At 36.1% G+C, this 19,300-nt stretch carries 15 protein-coding genes; 9 read left to right on the forward strand and 6 right to left on the reverse strand.

Annotation, left to right across the window (positions count from 1 at the left end; all coding sequences use genetic code 11):
* Positions 1-181 precede the first annotated feature (181 nt).
* Positions 182-964: an HNH endonuclease gene (locus AC07N0_RS22625; RefSeq protein WP_494591113.1), complete on the reverse strand. Its 783-nt coding sequence runs from the start codon at positions 962-964 to the stop codon at positions 182-184.
* Positions 965-1,231: 267 nt separating this feature from the next.
* On the opposite strand from AC07N0_RS22625, the gene AC07N0_RS22630 reads away from it, so the two are divergent.
* The 4 genes from AC07N0_RS22630 to AC07N0_RS22645 all read left to right on the forward strand — a co-directional run bounded on the left by AC07N0_RS22630 (position 1,232) and on the right by AC07N0_RS22645 (position 5,662).
* Positions 1,232-3,937, forward strand: a complete 2,706-nt coding sequence (locus tag AC07N0_RS22630) for an alpha-L-rhamnosidase (protein ID WP_494591114.1) — start codon at positions 1,232-1,234, stop codon at positions 3,935-3,937.
* 12 nt (positions 3,938-3,949) lie between these two features.
* Entirely contained in the window at positions 3,950-4,894 is a 945-nt protein-coding gene (locus AC07N0_RS22635) for an SGNH/GDSL hydrolase family protein (RefSeq protein ID WP_494591115.1), read from the forward strand.
* Positions 4,895-4,995: 101 nt separating this feature from the next.
* Entirely contained in the window at positions 4,996-5,292 is a 297-nt protein-coding gene (locus tag AC07N0_RS22640) for a type II toxin-antitoxin system HigB family toxin (RefSeq protein ID WP_494591117.1), read from the forward strand.
* Positions 5,293-5,296: 4 nt separating this feature from the next.
* Positions 5,297-5,662 (forward strand): helix-turn-helix domain-containing protein, encoded by a 366-nt coding sequence (locus tag AC07N0_RS22645; RefSeq protein ID WP_494591118.1) that lies wholly within the window; start codon positions 5,297-5,299, stop codon positions 5,660-5,662.
* Between the two features lie 218 nt (positions 5,663-5,880).
* Here the strand turns inward: AC07N0_RS22645 and cydB are convergent, their stop codons facing one another.
* Both cydB and AC07N0_RS22655 read right to left on the reverse strand, forming a co-directional pair.
* A complete protein-coding gene (cydB, locus tag AC07N0_RS22650; RefSeq protein ID WP_492803880.1) occupies positions 5,881-6,915 on the reverse strand; it encodes a cytochrome d ubiquinol oxidase subunit II in 1,035 nt (344 codons plus the stop codon).
* 50 nt (positions 6,916-6,965) lie between these two features.
* On the reverse strand, positions 6,966-8,345 hold the full coding sequence (locus tag AC07N0_RS22655; RefSeq protein WP_494591120.1) for a cytochrome ubiquinol oxidase subunit I: 1,380 nt from the start codon (positions 8,343-8,345) through the stop codon (positions 6,966-6,968).
* Positions 8,346-8,681: 336 nt separating this feature from the next.
* Between AC07N0_RS22655 and AC07N0_RS22660 the strand changes: the two genes are divergently transcribed.
* Positions 8,682-9,311, forward strand: coding sequence for a 3-keto-disaccharide hydrolase (locus AC07N0_RS22660; protein WP_494591122.1), 630 nt, complete (start codon positions 8,682-8,684; stop codon positions 9,309-9,311).
* Positions 9,312-9,378: 67 nt separating this feature from the next.
* On the opposite strand, the gene AC07N0_RS22665 is transcribed toward AC07N0_RS22660, so the two are convergent.
* Positions 9,379-9,888 (reverse strand): DinB family protein, encoded by a 510-nt coding sequence (locus AC07N0_RS22665; protein ID WP_494591124.1) that lies wholly within the window; start codon positions 9,886-9,888, stop codon positions 9,379-9,381.
* A gap of 251 nt (positions 9,889-10,139) precedes the next feature.
* Between AC07N0_RS22665 and AC07N0_RS22670 the strand changes: the two genes are divergently transcribed.
* Positions 10,140-10,373 (forward strand): hypothetical protein, encoded by a 234-nt coding sequence (locus tag AC07N0_RS22670; protein ID WP_492803885.1) that lies wholly within the window; start codon positions 10,140-10,142, stop codon positions 10,371-10,373.
* A 52-nt stretch (positions 10,374-10,425) separates the two neighbouring features.
* Here AC07N0_RS22670 and AC07N0_RS22675 read toward each other — a convergent pair whose 3' ends face one another.
* Positions 10,426-11,946: a gluconokinase gene (locus tag AC07N0_RS22675; protein WP_492803887.1), complete on the reverse strand. Its 1,521-nt coding sequence runs from the start codon at positions 11,944-11,946 to the stop codon at positions 10,426-10,428.
* Positions 11,947-12,105: 159 nt separating this feature from the next.
* Entirely contained in the window at positions 12,106-12,987 is an 882-nt protein-coding gene (locus AC07N0_RS22680) for a helix-turn-helix domain-containing protein (protein WP_492803888.1), read from the reverse strand.
* Between the two features lie 395 nt (positions 12,988-13,382).
* Between AC07N0_RS22680 and AC07N0_RS22685 the strand changes: the two genes are divergently transcribed.
* The 3 genes from AC07N0_RS22685 (at position 13,383) to gnd (ending at position 19,239) form a co-directional block, all read left to right on the forward strand.
* A complete protein-coding gene (locus tag AC07N0_RS22685) occupies positions 13,383-16,553 on the forward strand; it encodes a SusC/RagA family TonB-linked outer membrane protein (protein WP_494591125.1) in 3,171 nt (1,056 codons plus the stop codon).
* A 96-nt stretch (positions 16,554-16,649) separates the two neighbouring features.
* Positions 16,650-18,155 (forward strand): SusD/RagB family nutrient-binding outer membrane lipoprotein, encoded by a 1,506-nt coding sequence (locus tag AC07N0_RS22690; protein WP_494591126.1) that lies wholly within the window; start codon positions 16,650-16,652, stop codon positions 18,153-18,155.
* 187 nt (positions 18,156-18,342) lie between these two features.
* Positions 18,343-19,239: a phosphogluconate dehydrogenase (NAD(+)-dependent, decarboxylating) gene (gene gnd / locus AC07N0_RS22695; protein WP_494591127.1), complete on the forward strand. Its 897-nt coding sequence runs from the start codon at positions 18,343-18,345 to the stop codon at positions 19,237-19,239.
* Positions 19,240-19,300 lie beyond the last annotated feature (61 nt).

Consider the following 19,300-nt stretch of genomic DNA (forward strand, 5'->3'; position numbering starts at 1 on the left):
AAAACATACACAGAAATACAAAATCAGAAAAGAAGTCAAGGTCAAAAATGACTGTCAACTTATTTTAGGACAAGACAGTTCCAAGTCAAATAAGACTTGAAACAGCGTGAGTTGCGCTCGTGTTGTTGGAGAACAAACTCCAACAATGGGGAAAACGATGATAATATTGGATATGAAAATTCTATGGTCGGTGAAAGTCATCCAAAATACTAAGTGATAAATCAATGTCATTGAAACTGGTTATTAACCTCCATCGAAGAAAAAACTGTCTCTTTGCTTCTGTGGTTTTTTTTATATAATTATCTATTGTAAGTTCCCAATATCTAGAAGTTACTATTCCAAAAACATGTCCTAACAACTCAAATTCAAAAAAGCTTGGCTCTCGTACTAAGTAACTGAATTGTTGGTCTTGGTCTAAAAAAAATTCAGGTCGAACTGCCCAGTTTTCACCCATTGCAATTATTCCATATAGTCTTTCAAAATAGAAAACAGGATAATCCCCCAAATCATAACGAGCAAATTCACGAATAAAATCATAATTTGGGTTGTGTCCATCAGACTTTTGTCTTTCTATCTCCTCTAAAAATATTTTATACAATCCTTTCTTTATTTGTCTACCTATTTTTTCTTGGAAACCCTTCTTTAATCTATAGGCTGGTTTAAGCTCTACTTTATGTTTTTTAAGATCTACTTTAAAATATACAGAAGAAAATCTAGCTATTTCTCTGTTCTTCCCAACACTCTGTTTTGGACCAAGTAATCGAATTCTTGAGATATTAAAAGTCTCTTTAATAATTGTTTCAATTGAAGGGCTTCCTTGAAAATGTGAACCAAAATAAAGGTTACAATTGTCACATACGTTTATACAGATGTCTTGTCCACCTAAAGTCTTTGGAATAGTATGTGCTAATTTATTAAAAGGTGTTTCTTGCTCTGTTTTTCTGCACCAAATGCAATGTTTCATGATGAGAAGGTATATTCTGTTTATACATGACTCTTATATTCAAAAGTTTTGAGTACTTTAAACTTTTTCTAAGAATTAATTTATAAACCTAATGTAACACATTAATTTTTAAGATAAAAACCAAAATTAGCTTATGGGTAATAATTTATTATTAGTCAATTATGTTCTACAAATGCGTGAAAATATTAACCCACAACCGAGAATAGTTTATCCAGATTTACTCCGTAATTTCCGCTCTTTAATTCAGACGCATTCTTAAACAAAACCATGAGGCACAAATTCATTCTTTTTCGTCTATTCCTTATCTTGAATTTCTTATTGTTGGGTCAATCCATTTTTGCTAGTACCCCTTGTAAAGTCACAGCACTGCAATGCGAGTATCTGGTTAATCCTTTGGGGATAGATGCACCTTCGCCACGTTTTACTTGGCAGTTGACTGATGCCCGACAAGGAGCAAAGCAGACGGCTTATCAAATTTTGGTGAATACTGATTCATTGTCTTTAACAAAAGGCATTGGCAAAGATTGGAATACTGGCAAAAAGGGTAATCAACAGACTTTAGTAAGTTATCAGGGCAAACCTTTACAAGCCTTTACAAAATACTATTGGCGAGTAATTGCTTGGGATAAGGACGGTCAGCAAACCAGTTCGGAAATCGCTAGTTTTGAAACTGGCATGATGAATATGAGCAACTGGCAAGGTGCTTGGATTAGCGATTCAAGGGATGTAAATACTAAGCCTGCTCCCTATTTTAGAAAGACCTTTCATGCTAATAAGAAAATCGTTTCGGCACGTGCCTACATTGCCGTAGCTGGTTTGTACGAGTTATATATCAATGGCGAAAAAATTAGTAATCACCGACTAGACCCCATGTACACGCGTTTTGATAGACGTACTTTGTATGTTACGCATGATGTGACAAAACAATTACAGTCGGGTAAAAATGCTATTGGTGTACTCTTGGGCAATGGTTGGTACAATCATCAATCTACAGCTGTGTGGTATTTTCACGAAGCCCCTTGGCGTGGGCGACCAACGTTTTGTATGGATATTCGGGTGAAATATGATGATGGAACCAGCGAAGTAATTGCTTCGGGCAAAGATTGGAAAACATCTTTGAGTCCCATTATTTTCAATAGTATTTACACCGCAGAACATTACGATGCTCGACTAGAACAACCAGATTGGAACAAAGCCAATTTTGATGATAAACAATGGAAAGATGTTATTTTCAGAACAGCTCCTTCTAATAATATCGTCGCTCAGGCTTTGCAGCCGATTAGAAATGTAGAAGAAATTACGACCAAAAGCTTGAATAAAATCAATGATACTACCTATGTTTTTGATTTAGGCAGAAATATCTCGGGAGTAAGTAAAATTAAGGTTTCGGGAAAAATAGGAACAGTTTTACGCTTAAAACATGCTGAAAGACTGTACCCTGAGGGACGTGCCGACTTGTCGAATATTGATGTACATTATCGCCCTACTGATAATAAAGACCCTTTTCAGGTAGATATTATTACGTTATCAGGCAAAGGCGAAGAAAGCTTTATGCCTCATTTTAATTACAAAGGATTTCAATATGTAGAGGTAACAAGCACCGAACCAATAACGCTGAAAAAAGAAAGTTTAGTAGGTTATTTTATGCATAGCGATGTGCCTATTGTTGGAAAAGTTAATTCATCGAACCCGACGATTAACAAAATTTGGTCTGCTACCAATAATGCTTATTTATCAAATCTATTTGGTTATCCAACTGACTGTCCACAAAGAGAAAAAAACGGATGGACGGGCGATGCCCACATTGCAAGCGAAACAGGATTGTATAATTTTGACGGTATCACAATTTATGAAAAATGGCTTGCCGACCACCGCGATGAGCAACAAGCCAATGGTGTTTTACCGTCTATCATTCCTACAGATGGTTGGGGTTATGAATGGGGAAATGGACCAGACTGGACGAGTACCATTGCGATTATTCCTTGGAATATTTATTTGTTTTATGGCGATACGAAGATTTTGGCTGATAATTATGAAAATCTTAAACGCTATGTCAATCACATAGAATCTATCAGTCCGACTGGATTAACCACTTGGGGATTGGGCGATTGGGTGCCTGTTAAATCTAAAACGCCAGTAGAGTTAACGTCGTCTGCTTACTATTTTGTAGATGTTACTATCTTAGCAAAAACTGCAAAATTATTCGGGAAAACCGCTGATTATGAAAGATATTCAGCTTTGGCGGATAAGATTAAAACAGCATTTAACGACAAATATTTAAACAAAGCAACGGGTATTTATGGTAATGGCGTCCAAACAGAATTAAGTGTTCCGCTATATTGGGGATTAGTGCCTGAGGAATTGAAAGCTAAAGTAGCCGCCAATTTAGCCAAGCGAGTAGAAGCCGACAATAATCATTTAGATGTAGGCTTATTGGGTACAAAAGCCATTTTGAATGCTTTAAGTGAAAACGGATATGCTGATGTAGCCTATAAAGTAGCCTCGCAAGAAACTTTCCCTTCATGGGGTTGGTGGATTGCCAATGGAGCGACCACCCTTTATGAAAACTGGCCGATTGATGCTAAAAGTGATATTTCAATGAACCATATTATGTTTGGGGAAATCGGGGCATGGTTGTATAAAGGTATTGGAGGGATTAAACCTGATGCCTCGCAAGCAGGATTTAAGAATATTATCTTAGCCCCCAATTTTGTCGAAAACCTTGAGCAATTTGAAGCTTCACATGATGCACCACAAGGGAAAATCATCTCTTCATGGAAAAGAGTAGGCACAAAAATTTTATATGATATTATAATTCCCGCAAATGCCACAGCAACGGTTTTACTTACTGTAAAAAAAGCTCAGCACATTCAAAAACAATATACGGTTGAAGAAAAAGTAGTGTCGGATACCCATAAGCAATTAAAAATTAATACACTAACAGCAGGAACTTATCAGTTCGAGATTCAGTAAATAATTTCAGTTATGAAAAAAAGTGTTTTATTCTTATTCCTTATTTTATTAGGTTCAACAGCTTTTACACAAGTACAATTGTTCAAACCAGAAGTTAAAAAAGTGTTGTTTTTAGGGAATAGTATTACCTATGCAGGTTCTTATGTAAATGATATTGAAGCCTATTGTATTGCACATTTTCCTAACCAGAAAATAGAGTTTATCAATGTGGGTTTACCCAGTGAAACAGTTTCTGGTCTTTCGGAAGATGGACATGCAGATGGTCGATTTCCTCGTCCTGACTTGCATGAACGTTTGTCGAGGGTATTAGCACAGACCAAGCCAGATTTAGTATTTGCTTCTTATGGCATGAATGATGGTATTTACTTACCGCTGGATTTAGTTCGTTTTCAAAAATTCAAAGAAGGTATTCAATGGTTGCATGATAAAGTGATAGCTTCTGGTGCCAAAATTATTCACCTTACACCACCTATGTATGATGAAACAAGAGGTAAAAAGATTGGTTATGCTGACGTATTGGATGCCTATTCCGACTGGTTGTTAAGTCAAGGAAAAAAAGAAAAATGGGAAGTGATAGACGTACATTACCCTATGCAAAGAGTAGTAGATGCCCATCGTAGATTAGACCAGAGGTTAGGCATTGAAAGCTATTTTACTTTGGCAAATGATGGCATACATCCAGGTGAAGCAGGACATTGGATTATGGCAAAAAGTATTTTAATGCACTTTGGAGCTTTAGACGTAGCCAAAGCTCCAACAGTTCAAGCAACGCTCACTAATATTGCTGATCCAGATGCTTTTTTGAAGTTAGTTACACAACGACAGAATATTATGAAAGATGCATGGCTTACAAGAATTGGACACCGTCGCCCAGAAATGAATAAAGGTTTACCTTTGGAAGAAGCACAAGCCAAAGCACAAGAAATAGAAGTACAAATTCGAGCGATGATAAAGTGAGGAAATTAACGAAGACTTTTATGGGGTGATATGTAATTTTTCATGCCATAAAAACCTTTAAACTTCCCAAATTGTGGAACTATTTAGTTATATTTGTACTTATGAGAATATACTCACATAAAACCTTAAAAGAGTTTTGGGATAAATATCCTGATGCAAGAACCTCATTGGAAATCTGGTATGAGAAAATGGAGGAGAATACCTATGAAAATCCTAATCAAATGATAGAAGATTTTAAAGGAGCTGATATTGTGGGTAATGGGAGAATTGTTTTTAACATTGCTCTTAACAAATACAGATTAATAGTGTATGTCAGGTATAAATTTTTTGCGGTTTATGTAAGATTTTTGGGTACTCATAAGGAATATGACAAGATAAAAGACATTTCAAATATTTAAAATAATGGAAACGAAAATTCAAATCAAGCCAATTACTAATGATAAAGAATTTGCTGAAGCAAATGAGCTTATTGAATTGTTATTAGAATGTCCAGAAGGTTCTGAGGAAGAAAAAATATTAGAGGCTGTTACTATTTTGGCAAGCGAATATGAAAAGAAGAATTATTCATTGCCCAAGCCAAATCCTATTGAAGCGATAAGATATAGAATGGCTGAATTACAGCTTAGTCAAAAAGATGTGGCTAAATATTTTGGAGGGGAAAATAGAGTATCAGAAGTGTTAAATGGAAAAAGACAGCTAAGCCTTAAAATGATTAAAAATTTGCATCAAAATTTAGGCATTTCTGCTAATAGTTTAATTTCGATGTAGGGAATTATTTTAATTATTTCTATGATTAAAATGGTCAAATATGTAGCGGTAAACCCTTGCGGTTACCGTTTGTTGTTTGTGTAAATATTAAAAGATACCTCATGGCATGACTTGAAAGCTATTTTGAGAATATACAAATCTCTGTCAGTCATGCCATGAGTAATACCTACTTTTTATAAAACATTCACTAAATCACTAATTCACAAATCACTCAATCCTCAATAAGAACTTTCATCTAGCTTCACCTTCCCTTTAAAAGTCCAGAATACAAAAAAGGTATAGGTTGCTACAATAGGGACACCAATCGCAGCAAAGAGTAAGATAATCGACAAGGATTTTTCAGAAGAAGCTCCATTATAAATGGTAATAGAATTTTTAGGGTCTAGCGTAGAATGGATAATTTTAGGGAATAGATTGATGGCTACTGTTACTAAAAGCGACGCCATTGTAAAGGCAGACGATAAAAAAGCCAACATATATTTCCCTTTTTCTAACAATCTACGGGTATTAATAATAATTAAAACCGTAAGCATCGGTACTGCAAAAAGCGTAGGATGAGCCTTAAATTTAGCAGCCATACTTGGAAAATACACCAAAGTCACCATCGTTTGCATAATGTAACAAATCACAAAAAAGCGACTGGTATCACGCACCATAATAGATAACTTTGTATAAAGCCTGCTTTCGGTTTTCATCACTAAATAAATAGAACCGTGCATCGTACAAGATGCCAAAGTAGTAAGACCCGTCAGTAAAGCATAAGGATTTAGCAGTTGTAGAAAATCTCCTTGATATTCAAAATTTTCATCAATCGGAATACCTTGAATAAGGTTACCCAATACAACACCTAATAAAAACGCAATCAGCGTACTGGCAAGCGAATAAACAATATCCCACATTTGTCGCCACCAAAGCATCGTTTCTTTACTCCTAAATTCAATGGCAATGGCTCTTAGAATCAAGACCATCAGAAATAACATAAAGGGAATATAAAAGGCAGAAAATAAGGTAGCATATACTTCAGGAAAACCTGCAAACAAGGCACCACCACCAATGACTAGCCAGACTTCGTTGCCATCCCAAACAGGGCCAATGGCATTGAGGGCAATTCTTCTACTTTCTTCTTTTTTAAAGAGTAAATGAATAGCACCAGCCCCTAAATCAAAGCCATCTAAAATAGCATATCCAGTAAAAACTGCCCCAATGACGGCAAACCACCAAGTGGGCAAATCTATTCCTAAAAAAGTAGCCATAAGCTTTTTGAGTTTAAAGTTGTTGAGTTTAAAAGAGTTGTAGAAATCTCTTAATCTAAAATAGGGTTGTTACGCTTAGACGAATGGATTATCTCGTCAGTGTGATGATGTTCAACAGGGCCGTGCTTTATCTTTTTGTTCAAAAGATAGATAAACAAGCAAAATAGTAAAACGTAAATGATAGTAAACATAATCAATGAAAACCATACCTGATTGGCTTTGACAGATTTTGATAAGGCATCAGAGGTTCTTAGTAATCCATATACTACCCATGGTTGCCGACCTACTTCAGCGGAATACCAACCTACTTGATTGGCAATTTGTGGTAACAGTACTGAAAAAGAAAAGACAAGCATCAACCATTTTTGCTTAAATAAAGTACCCTTGTACCAAAAGAAAGAGGCTAATAAAGTAAGAGCAATCAGAGCCATTCCTATTGAAACCATTAAATGATACGTCTGGAACACAAAATTTACTGCTGATGGTCGGTCTTGTTTAGGAAATGCTCGGAGACCAGTTACAGGTGTGGTGAAGTCTTGGTGTAATATAAATGTTAAACCTTTGGGTATTTTCAGTCCAGTTACTTGCTCCGTTTTGGTATTTACATAACCGAATAAATACATATCCGCTACGGCTGAACTATCATAATGACCTTCAAAAGCGGCTAGTTTAGCAGGTTGATTTATAGATACGCCATCTGCTGAGCGATGCCCTGTAAATAATTGGGCTAATGCTGAAATGGTGGCTACTGTAAGGGCAATTTTAAAGGCCTTTTTAGAAAGGGCAACATGGCGTTCTTTATAAATATAATATGCATGAACACTGAGTACTAAAAACGAGCCTGCTAAGAAAGAACCTATCCAAACGTGCGATAGTCTATCTACTGAAGACGGGTTAAAAACCATTGCCCAGAAATCTGTAATTTCTGCTCTTGCTTTTAGCCCTTCACCCACAATGTGATAACCCGCTGGAGTTTGTTGCCAAGAGTTAGCAACTACAATCCAAACGGCTGAAAACATAGAGCCTAGTGTGACCATAATAGTAGCAAAAAAATGTACCCCTCGACTTACTCTATTCCACCCAAAAATTAAAATGCCTAAAAAACCCGATTCTAAGGCAAAAGCAAAAATACCTTCTGCGGCCAAAGCTGAACCAAAAATATCGCCTACATAGCGTGAATAAGAAGCCCAGTTTGTACCAAACTCAAACTCCATTACAATACCTGTGGCTACTCCAATGCCAAAAATTAAGGCAAAAATCTTAATCCAAAAACGTGTTAGTTGTTCATAAACTTTATCACCTGTTTTTAAATACAAGCCTTCCATACAAACCATCACGAGGGCTAGTCCAATACTTAAAGGGGGATATATATAATGAAAGGCGATGGTGAAAGCGAACTGAATCCGAGATAATATTTCTACATTTTCCATAAGCTGTGTGTATTAAAAGATTCCTCAAAAGTAAGACCTAAACAATCATTTCTAGCTTAAAATGAATAAAAATATAAGTATTTTTTTACCTAATTTCTCTCTGATTTTAGCATGGCAAATTAAGTTTGACAGACCCAAGAAAATATAGGAATATTAGTGTTTAGATGGCGACCAGAGGATAGAGAATAATACAAAAGTTTATTCCATGTATATAGATAGAATTACCCTACAGGAACCTATACAACAACTTTAGATGTTTACTGACCAAATGAATTCGTAAATTAGCGATTATAAATAAAATTCATTCCTTAAAAAGGGATTCAACTTAATTCAATCATGAAAAAACTATCATTATTACTATGTTTTTTATTATCAATTAATTTAGCTTTCTCTCAGAAAAAAGAAAAAGGCTGGGTTTCTCTGTTTGATGGTAAAACTTTTGCAGGTTGGCATGTAAATGAAGAACACCCTTCTACGTTTACAATTGAAGATGGAACGATAAAAGTAGCAGGCGAACGTGCTCACTTATTTTATGAAGGGGCTGTTGGAAACCATGATTTCAAGAATTTTGAACTGAAATTAAAAGCAAAAACTTTACCCGGCTCAAACTCTGGTATTTTTATCCATACGGCTTACCAAGCATCAGACTGGCCACAAAAAGGCTATGAAGTGCAAGTAAACCAAACGCATGGCGACTGGCGTAAAACAGGTAGTTTGTACGGTATCAATGATGTGAAAGAAAATCTGGCGAAAGATAATGAATGGTATGAGTATCATATCATTGTGCAGGGTAAGAGGATTATCATCAAAATTGATGATAAAGTAGCTGTTGATTACACTGAGTCAGAAACACTTCCAGCAGACCGTGGCTTGAAAAAACTTAGTTCTGGCACAATCGCTTTACAAGGACATGATCCTAAAAGTGTTGCCTACTTTAAAGATATTAAAATCAAGCTTTTGAAATAGTAATTTTGATTAAAAACAGTAAAAGCCAACTCATTGAGTTGGCTTTTACTGTTTTAATACTTTATCGTTAGAACAATTTCTCTTGTGGTGGTTTTGCACCTGCCAAGCGGATATAAACAGTAGTTTGTCCTCTGTGGTGAGTTTGGTGCTCAAAACACTTAGCTAATGCCATTCCTTTGGTCATGTCAAATCTTCCGAACAATTTTATATTTTCGTTCAATTGAGCAGGAGTCATTTTCTTTACACTGCTTATTACAAAATCATAACCTGCCATTACCAATTTCGTAACGTTTGCTTTTGATTTGTCAGTACTCTTTTCTGATTCTCCCATCCCTACTGGACTTTTTTCGCCCGTTGCCGCTGCGGTAAAACCATAGTTAGCATCAGTTAAATGGAGCATTTGTTCAGCGAATGAACGCATTTCAGGCGTTGGTTTCAAGGCATAGCCAGTTTCGGGCATCGCATCTAGGTATTCTTTTGTATACGTTTTGGCTCTTTCCCACTCTTTTACAATTTCATCAACTGATGTTTGAGCTTGGGCAAAATTCATAGCACCTAAAGTAAATATTAGGGACATTAACAGTTTAACTGATTTCATAGTTTTGTCTTTAAAAATTTGAATTGAAAAATATGCATTAAAAACGTAAAAGTACGTTTTTAAATGGTATCGTTGGTAGTAAAACCCAAGCTATTTGAAGCTACTTTATAGTGGTCTTTAAATATTTAATAAGGTAATTGCTGAAATTTTTATAAATCCTTACTTGACACACTGACTTTAGAATCTTATGTTTGTCCTACAATATCTAAAACATAATTTAATAATTGGCTATGATGAAGTATGTAACACAAAATGGAGAGGTGCTTGAAGGGGAGACTTATCCTGACATAATTGTTGGATTTCGTAATGGATTAGAGTTTCCAGCTAATCAAACAACGCTGGAATTTATGGTTAGCTTTGCTAATAGACATCTTAAATCAAATGGATCGAAAATTAGTACACTTTCGTATGGTGCTTTCTTAGCAGACCTTGTCGCTAATAAGTATTTGACAAAAGCTGAATAAAAATGTAAATCTCTCGTTCTAATAAATGTATATTAGAACGAGAGATTCTAGCTTAAAGGCTTTGTTGTAACGTCACTATTTGCTCAAACTCACTCTTTAGCTTATAACTTAAATTTTCAAAAATCTCGAAGTACTTCATATAGGTTTCATGATTTTTAAGATTTGGCTGATAAGTCTCGCTTGATTTTACTGTAGCTGCCGCTGCTTCCAAATTTCTATAAGCCCCTAGTTGTGTCAGCCCAAGCAAAGCTGTTCCTAACGCTACGCTATCATGATGGTCGTTTACATAGATAGTTTTGCCATACATATCTGTCAAAATCTGAGTCCATAGAGGTAAAGACGCATAAGCACCGTTGATGTAAAGGCTATCAAAATTCCTATGCGTTTCAAGAATTTTACCAATGCTATAAATTTCAAAAAGAATACCTTCCAATGTGGCACGTACAAAATGTTTTCGTTCATGACTGATATTCAACCCAAAATACATCCCACGAGCATTGGCATTCCACAAAGGAGCTCTTTCGCCCAATAAATAAGGTAAAAACAATAAGCCATCAGCACCTGCCTTTACTTGGGCTGCTTCCTTGAATAAATCATTCACGACATCCTCAAAATCTAAGTCACCAGAGAAATCACCGAATTGTCGAGCAAACCATTCAAAAACTACGCCACCATTATTCGTTGGTCCACCCGAAACATAATAGCCATCTGCTAGTAAATAATTAAAAAAGCGGTTCTTATCATCTTTTAGTACCTCTTTACCAGCCACACGTACAGCACCACTCGAACCAATGGTGATGGTAGCTCTGCCCGACCCAACAATTCCTGCTCCCAACGTAGCTAAACAGCCATCGCTTGCCCCAACAATCAGGGTAGTTTTGGCAGGCAAACCCAAGGTAAAACAGTATTCCTTTTTCAGAAATAAATTAGTATTGAATACAGATAGCGGTTCAGAAAGTCGGTCAGCAGTAATGCCTGCAAAATCCAATGAATCTTGATTCCACTTAAGCTGATGGATATCAAACAAACCCGTTGATGACGCAATACTATGGTCGACTACATATTCTCCCGTAAGCTGTTTAATAACATATTCTTTTAACGAAATAAATTTATGTGTTTGTGCAAAGCGCTCTTTGTCATGGTTTTTTATCCAAGTAATCTTTACAATGGGCGACATAGGGTGAATGGGCGTTCCCGTTGTGTTAAAAATACTTTCTCCTTTAGGATATTGCTTTAAGGCTTCGGCTTCTTTTACTCCTCGATTGTCTGCCCAAATAATAGCATTCCCGAGGGGCGTTCCATTTTTATCAACTGCCAATACACTGTGCATCGAAGAGCTAAAACAAATAGCCGTTACTTTATATTTTTTTGGATGAACATATTCGTTCAATAGATTTTTGAGAATATAAAGGGTAGTAATAAAAATTTGCTCGGGGTCTTGTTCGCTATAATCTGGCTGAGGATGAAAGGTTGGGTAAGAACCTTTTTTCCAACAAAGCAGTCGCCCATTCATATCAAAAGCATGAACTTTAACAGCAGAAGTATTAATGTCGATGGTAATAAGACAATCCATAGTATGTTTAAGCTATGAGCCGTAAGCTATCAGCTGTGAGCTTTTTTTAAGTTTATAAAATTGGGTAAAATTTTAGCTTTAAGCTATGAGTCATAAGCCTTGAGCTTTATGTTGGACAATAACAAAAAAGCTCAAGGCTCATCACTCATAGCTCAAAAGCTAATCAGTATTTTTTCTAAACTCCCGAGGCGTATAGCCAGTTAGTTTTTTGAATGTCGATGAAAAATGTTGTGATGAATAAAAACCTGTTTCTAGTGCAATATCAGTCAAACTTAAATCTTTTCGACTTAATAATTTAATGGCTTCAGATATTCGGATATTAATAAGATAATTTAAGGGTGAGAAACCCGAAAATGCCTTTACTTTTTCACTAAAGGCGGTTGTGCCTAGTCCTACCAAACCAGCCATTTCTTCTACCGACCACGAATGTGATAAGTTCTCTCTAAGAGTTTGCTCCAATTTCAAAAAAGTTTGTGGGAAATCTCGCCTGAGGTTATCCTGTTTGCTCAAATGTCGCACCGCAGTAATCAATAGCTCATCAATTAAATGATTAACCCGCGTTCTGTAACCTAGTTCTTTAGAGAATAACTCTGATTCAATGTTTTGAAAGATTTGTTGACAGGCTTTTAAACGTGTAAGAACAGGTTTTTTATTAAGGGTAAGGATTTTCCCAATTACTCTTTGGTCTGTTTCCGAAATACTACTCCATTCGCCCAAAACCAATTCTCCATTGGCTTCAAAATGAGAAGGTTTTATCGTAATCCACATTAATGCACCAATGTCATAAGCTCCTTTACTACTCCCACTTGACTGCCACGGACAAGTCAGCGAGACGTCGTTTGGATACAGTAAAAATGGTTGGCCGTCAATAATCCAATCAAATTTCCCATCTATAATCAAACAAATTCTGATGCCTTCGTTTGTTTTTATTTCTTGGGAATTGAGCTGAATATTTTGGATTTTATAATTGGCAAACTCAATAATGTACGGGAAATACGATAATTCCTTCGCCTTTCCTTGGTACAGTATAAATTGACTCATCAGGTTATGGAATAATTGAAAGTTTTAGTGAGTGAGATTTCAAACAAAATTAGGTCAATTTTTTATAAAAATATTACAAAAATCACCGCTGTAAAAAAATGAAAGTTTTTCTTGAAATAACCATGAAAATTTGTGCTTAATACTTCAATTATATCATTTAGAAATAGCCTAACAAGAGAAGTTAATGTCAATAATTTCACCAAAAAAGATAGTTATCTACAGCCGTTTAAGTTGAAACTAAGTGAATAGTAAATGTCGAAGGACTATACTAAGAAGGAAAAAAAATCAAAAACCCGTTAAATACAATAATTATTTGTAATCAATTAATCGTTTACAACCCCCTAAAATTTCTTAATAATAACTCATAATAATTTATTCAAAAACTTAACTCAACTATGAAAAAACTTAGACTATTCTGTCATTTTGAAACACAGATTCTTCCCAGAGCCATTATATATTTGGCTTTGATGTTTTGCTCATTTACTTCAATGACTCAGGATTTAGTTGTGAAGGGAACTGTTACTGATAAAACTAATAGTGCTGTTCCGGGTGTTGCTGTTCAAATAAAAGGAACTAATCAAGGAACAAATACCGATGCTTCGGGGAATTATAAAATTTCAATCCCTAGTAATGCTACTTTAATTTTCTCTTCTATTGGTTATGTTACCCAAGAAATTGTAGTTGGCGGAAAAAGCATTATTAATGTTTCGCTGGTAGACGAAACTAAAAACCTTGAAGAAGTAATCGTAACAGCTTTGGGGATTAAGAAGGAGGCCAAAAAACTAGGCTATGCTACCGCTAGTGTAAATGCCGAACAAATAACCACCAACCGCCAAGTAAACTTTATGAATGGCTTACAAGGAAAAATGGCTGGGGTAAATATCACTTCATTAGGAACAGGTCCTGCTGGTACGAGTAAAATCAGGATTCGTGGACAGTCGTCATTTAATGGACAAAACAACCCATTAATTGTTGTGAATGGTGTGCCGATGGATAATACCAACTTTGGAGCAAACCCCAATGGAAATAGTGATGGTTCGTTAGCGAATAGAAGTTTTAATACGTCTGATGGTGGTGATGGTTTGACAAGTATTAACCCCGATGACATCGAGACGATGACCGTTTTGAAAGGTGCAACAGCAGCAGCTTTGTACGGTTCTCGTGCAAAGGATGGTGTAGTAATGATTACCACTAAAACCAAAGGAACTGGAAAAGGAATAGGCATTGAGTACAATAGCAATTATACAGTCGATACACCATTGGATTATACTGATTTTCAGTACGAATATGGTCAGGGAGAAAATGGTGTTCGACCAACTACGCCTAATCCTCAAACGGGTGTTTGGAGTTTTGGAGAGAAGTTTCAGCCCGGTATGAAGCAGATTTTATTTGATGGCATAGAAGTACCTTACGAACCAGTTTATAATCGTATTAATAAGTTTTATCGTACTGGAACTTCGTGGACAAATACGGTATCTCTTTCTTCTGGTTCAGAAAAGGGTGGATTCAATTTATCGCTTTCTAATTTGAGTAATACCAGTATCGTTCCAAATTCTGATTACAATAAAAAAACGATAAATTTAGGGTTTAACTATAATCTAACACCTAAGCTTATTTTAATGGGGAACGTAAATTATTCTAATGAATATAATCGTAATCCACCGCAAATCGGTAACCAAGATTTAAGTACACCTACTGTTCTTTACACGCTTTCAAATTCTATGCCTTTTGATTTATTAGAATCTAAACGTTTAGATGCCAATGGTGACGAATATGTGTGGTCTCGTTTCAGAAACCGTACTAATCCTTATTATTCAGTATATGAACGCTTTGAAAATATACGTCGTGACCGTATTTTAGGAAATATTACCCTCCGTTATAATCTTACAGATTGGTTGTATTTGCAAGGTAGAATTGGACAAGATTTTTATTCTCGTGACCAAGATTATAACTACCCAACAGGCGAGGCTTCTTTAGGTGTGGCACCTGCTGGTTTTGTAAATGGTCAGTATACTCAAGAAAATCGTCGTTTCCGAGAAACCAACGCAGACTTTTTGATTGGAGCTAAAAAGACCTTTGGTGATTTCAGTTTCGATTTAACATTAGGTGGAAACCAAATGTATCGTCGTAGCGACTATAATAGTGTATACGTTCAAAACTTTGTAGTACGTGGACTTTATACGGTAATGAATGGACAATTAAAGGACCCATTGTATGCCCTTAGTGAACGTCAGGTAAATTCATTATACGCCGCCGCTGAGATTTCTTATAAAAACTTTTTGTTTGTAAATGTAACTAGCCGTAACGACTGGTTCTCAACACTTGCCCCTGGTTCGCGCGTAGTTCAATATCCTTCGGTAACAGGAAGTTTTGTGTTCACTCAGGCTTTCAATACGATGCCTGACTGGCTATCATTTGGTAAATTAAGAGCAGCTTATGCAGAAGTAGGTAGTGATACCGACGTACAGCCTTATGCTAACAACTTATTTTATACCGTGGGTAGTAATCTTTTACAGAATCAGCCAATTGGTTCTATCAATACGACTACAGTTCCTAATGCATCACTTCGTCCAATGCGTGTGAATGAAACAGAATTTGGTGTAGAATTAAAATTGTTCCAAAATAAAATAGGTTTAGATTTCTCTTACTATAAGAAAATTACCTCAGACCAAATCCTGTCTGCGCAAGTATCCGATGCATCTGGTTACCAAACTACCTTGCTGAACAGCGGTAAAAGCCAGAACGAAGGGATTGAAGCAATGCTTACTTTCTCGCCAGTAAAGAGCAATAAGTTTTCTTGGGATGTAAATATTAATGGCTCATATAATACCTCTAAAGTATTAGAATTAGCTGGAAATCAAACAAATATCACTGTTGGAAGCGGTATTTATACAGGAGTATTACGTCAGGTAGTAGGGTTACCCCTCGGACAGTTGTATGGCTTTGCTTACAAGCGTGATGAACAAGGACGTAAAGTGTTTAACGACCAAAGTGGTCGCCCAGAAAGAACAAATGATTTAGTGAGCTTTGGAAGTGCTTTACCAAAATGGGTCGGAGGTATTACCAATAATTTCCGTTACAACGACATTCTATTTTCATTCTTGATTGACTTTAAGTTAGGAGGAAAAATGATTTCAGGTACAAACTATAATGCTTGGCGTGAAGGATTACACAAAGGAACATTAGTAGGACGTGAGCAAAACTATGTAATCGGTGAAGGAGTAAACAGCAAAGGAGAACCTAATGCTATTAAAACACCATTGCAGTCGTATTATGAAACTATCCGTGCTAACAACATTGCTGAAGAGTTTGTATCTGAGGCTGGTTTCTGGAAGTTACGCCAAATTACAATAGGGTATGACTTTACTAAAAAATTACCTAAAAACTGGTTTATCAAAGGCATCAAGCTTAATGCAGTGGCTAATAATGTGTTGATGATTAAAAAATGGGTGCCAAACCTTGACCCTGAGCAATTTGGCTTCTCGTCTGACAACCTTGTAGGGTTGGAATCAACAGGTTTACCAACTAGTAGAAGTATTGGGTTCAACTTAAATGTTAAATTCTAAAAAAGCTATTGGTGATAAGCCTTAGGCTATTAAGTACCTTCTTTTGTACTTCTAATCGGATTAATTCACAAGTACTCAATTGTTAATACTAAGAAAATGAAAAAAATAACTTTATATATATTCAGCTTACTAATCGCTTCCAGCTTTCTAAGCAGTTGTGACAAGGGCTTTGACGAGTTAAATACCAACAAAGTAAACCCTACAGCACTTAACCCTGTTTATGAATTAAACAATGCTACCCTCAGAACGTCATTTACTTGGCAATCTGTTATTTACGAAGCGGCGATTGTGCAACAAATCGTTAGTCCATACCTTGGGGTAAATGCAGGAGGAAACGTAAATCAAAATAACACCTCTGTTACAGGAGTAAATTGGCAAAGATATTACAGGGAAGTAAATAAACATTTGGTAGATGTTATTGCTAAAACCAAAGGTGATGCTACTCGCAGTAACTTATACAATATGGCTCGTATTTGGAAGGCATATACTTTCATGATTTTGACAGATAGTTATGGGGATGTTCCCTATAGTGAAGCAGGCTTAGGTTATTTGCAAGGAACAGTTTTCCCTAAATATGATGCCCAACAAGCTATCTATACAGATATTTTGAAAGAATTAGACGAAGCATCGGCGGCCTTAGATGCTAACAAAACCAAGGAAGTAAGTGATATTATTTATGCAGGGGATATAACAAAATGGAAACGTTTAGGCTATTCTTTATTATTGCGTGCCGCTATGCGTTTAACTAAAGTTGATGCTAATACCGCACAAACATATGTGAAAAAAGCATTTGCAGGGGGTGTAATGTTATCTAATGCTGATAATTGTATTTTACGCCATTCGGCCGCTTATACCAATGAAATTGGTAGCCAATTGAACGGAAGTGAAAGAGCCAACTTTTATTTGCACGGAGCTTTTGTCAACTTCTTGAAAAGTACAAATGACCCTCGTTTAGGCATTATCGCTTTGAAGTATAATACTAAACTACAGGACGTAAACAATTTCACAAAAGACCCTGCTGCTCAGATTGGAATACCTGCTGGCTACGACCAAAGTAGTATTGCTAATTCTCCTAACTATCCAGGAGCCATAGAATTGTATTCGCAAGTAGACAGAACCAAAGTAGCTAGATTTGATGCTCCGTGTTTCTTCGTAACCTATAGCCAGTCACAACTTTTATTGGCTGAGGCTGCTCAGCGAGGTTGGATAACTGGGAATGTATCAGACTATTACAAAGCAGGTGTAAAAGGACACATGCAGCAGTTTACAGAATATGATGCAAATTCTAATGTATCTGATGCTACTATTGACGCTTATTTTACGGCGAATCCATTTGTTGCAACAAAAGCCTTGGAGCAGATTAACACGCAATATTGGGTGTCATCATTTATGAATTCTCCTGAAGGTTTTGCTAATTTCCGTAGAAGTGGCTTTCCAGCATTAGCACCAAATCCTTATCCGGGAAAAGAAATTAAAGGAAATTTTATCAATCGCTTATCATATCCAGTAGATGAAATATCAGTCAATAAAACAAATCTTGATGCGGCAGTAGCTCGTCAAGGGGCTGATAATCTTGATACTAAAGTTTGGTGGGATAAGTAATATCAGACAATGCTTACAACTATTATCCAATCTTAATAAACACCCAAGACTCCATGTTTTCATGGAGTCTTTATTTTATCCTAGAAAGATTGATAAAAATAATTCATCGAATCGTCCTACATTTTATTTATTTTAGCTTTTCAAACCATTTTTTAATATTTATCCAACAAAGTAAACTTAAAACATTATGCAAATCGGAATTATAGGCTTAGGCAAAATGGGGTTTAATTTAGCCCTTAACTTAAATAGGAACGGCTATGAAGTAGTTGCCAATGACGTGAATGCTGAGTTTGTTCAAAAAATTGCTGAACAAGGAATACAACCTGCAAATTCTATTGAAGAATTAACCCAAAAATTGAGCGGAAGAAAAGTGATTTGGTTGATGGTGCCAGCAGGTGAGATTGTCGATCAAGTAATAGAAACATTAATACCTTTTTTGAAGGCTTCTGATATTGTTATCGACGGAGGAAATTCAAATTATAAAGAATCAAAAAAGCGTTATAATTACCTAAAAACAAAAGGAATTGATTTTTTAGATTGTGGTACTTCTGGAGGTACTTCTGGCGCATTGAATGGTGCTTGTACCATGATTGGAGGAGATGATGAAGTATTTGCTTATGTTGAAAAGGTATTCAAAGATATTTCAGTAGAAAACGGATATTTACACACTGGAGCAGCAGGAAGTGGACATTTTACTAAGATGGTTCATAATGGCATCGAATACGGCATGATGCAAGCGATAGCTGAAGGTTTCGAGGTTTTTGAGCATTCAGAATTTGATATTGATTTCCAGAAAACGGCTAAAATGTTAAACCATGGCTCGGTAGTGCGTGGTTGGCTGATGGAGTTGACAGAAAAGGCATTTTCAAAAGACCCTAATTTAGATACTATTAAAGGAATTATGCACTCGTCAGGAGAAGGGAAATGGACTTTGGAAACCGCTTTAGATTTGGGCGTGCCTACACCCGTAATTGCTTTGTCGGTAATGATGCGTTATCGTTCACAAATGGAAGATACTTTTTCAGGGAAAGTAGTAGCCGCTTTGAGAAATGAGTTTGGTGGTCATGCTGTAGAAAAAAAATAAGATATCTAAGCGTCTGAATCCCATAAAAATTCAGACGCTTGAGATGATACAGTCACTCTCA

The sequence above is a fragment of the Arcicella sp. GW821-FHT09D11 genome (assembly GCF_059416265.1).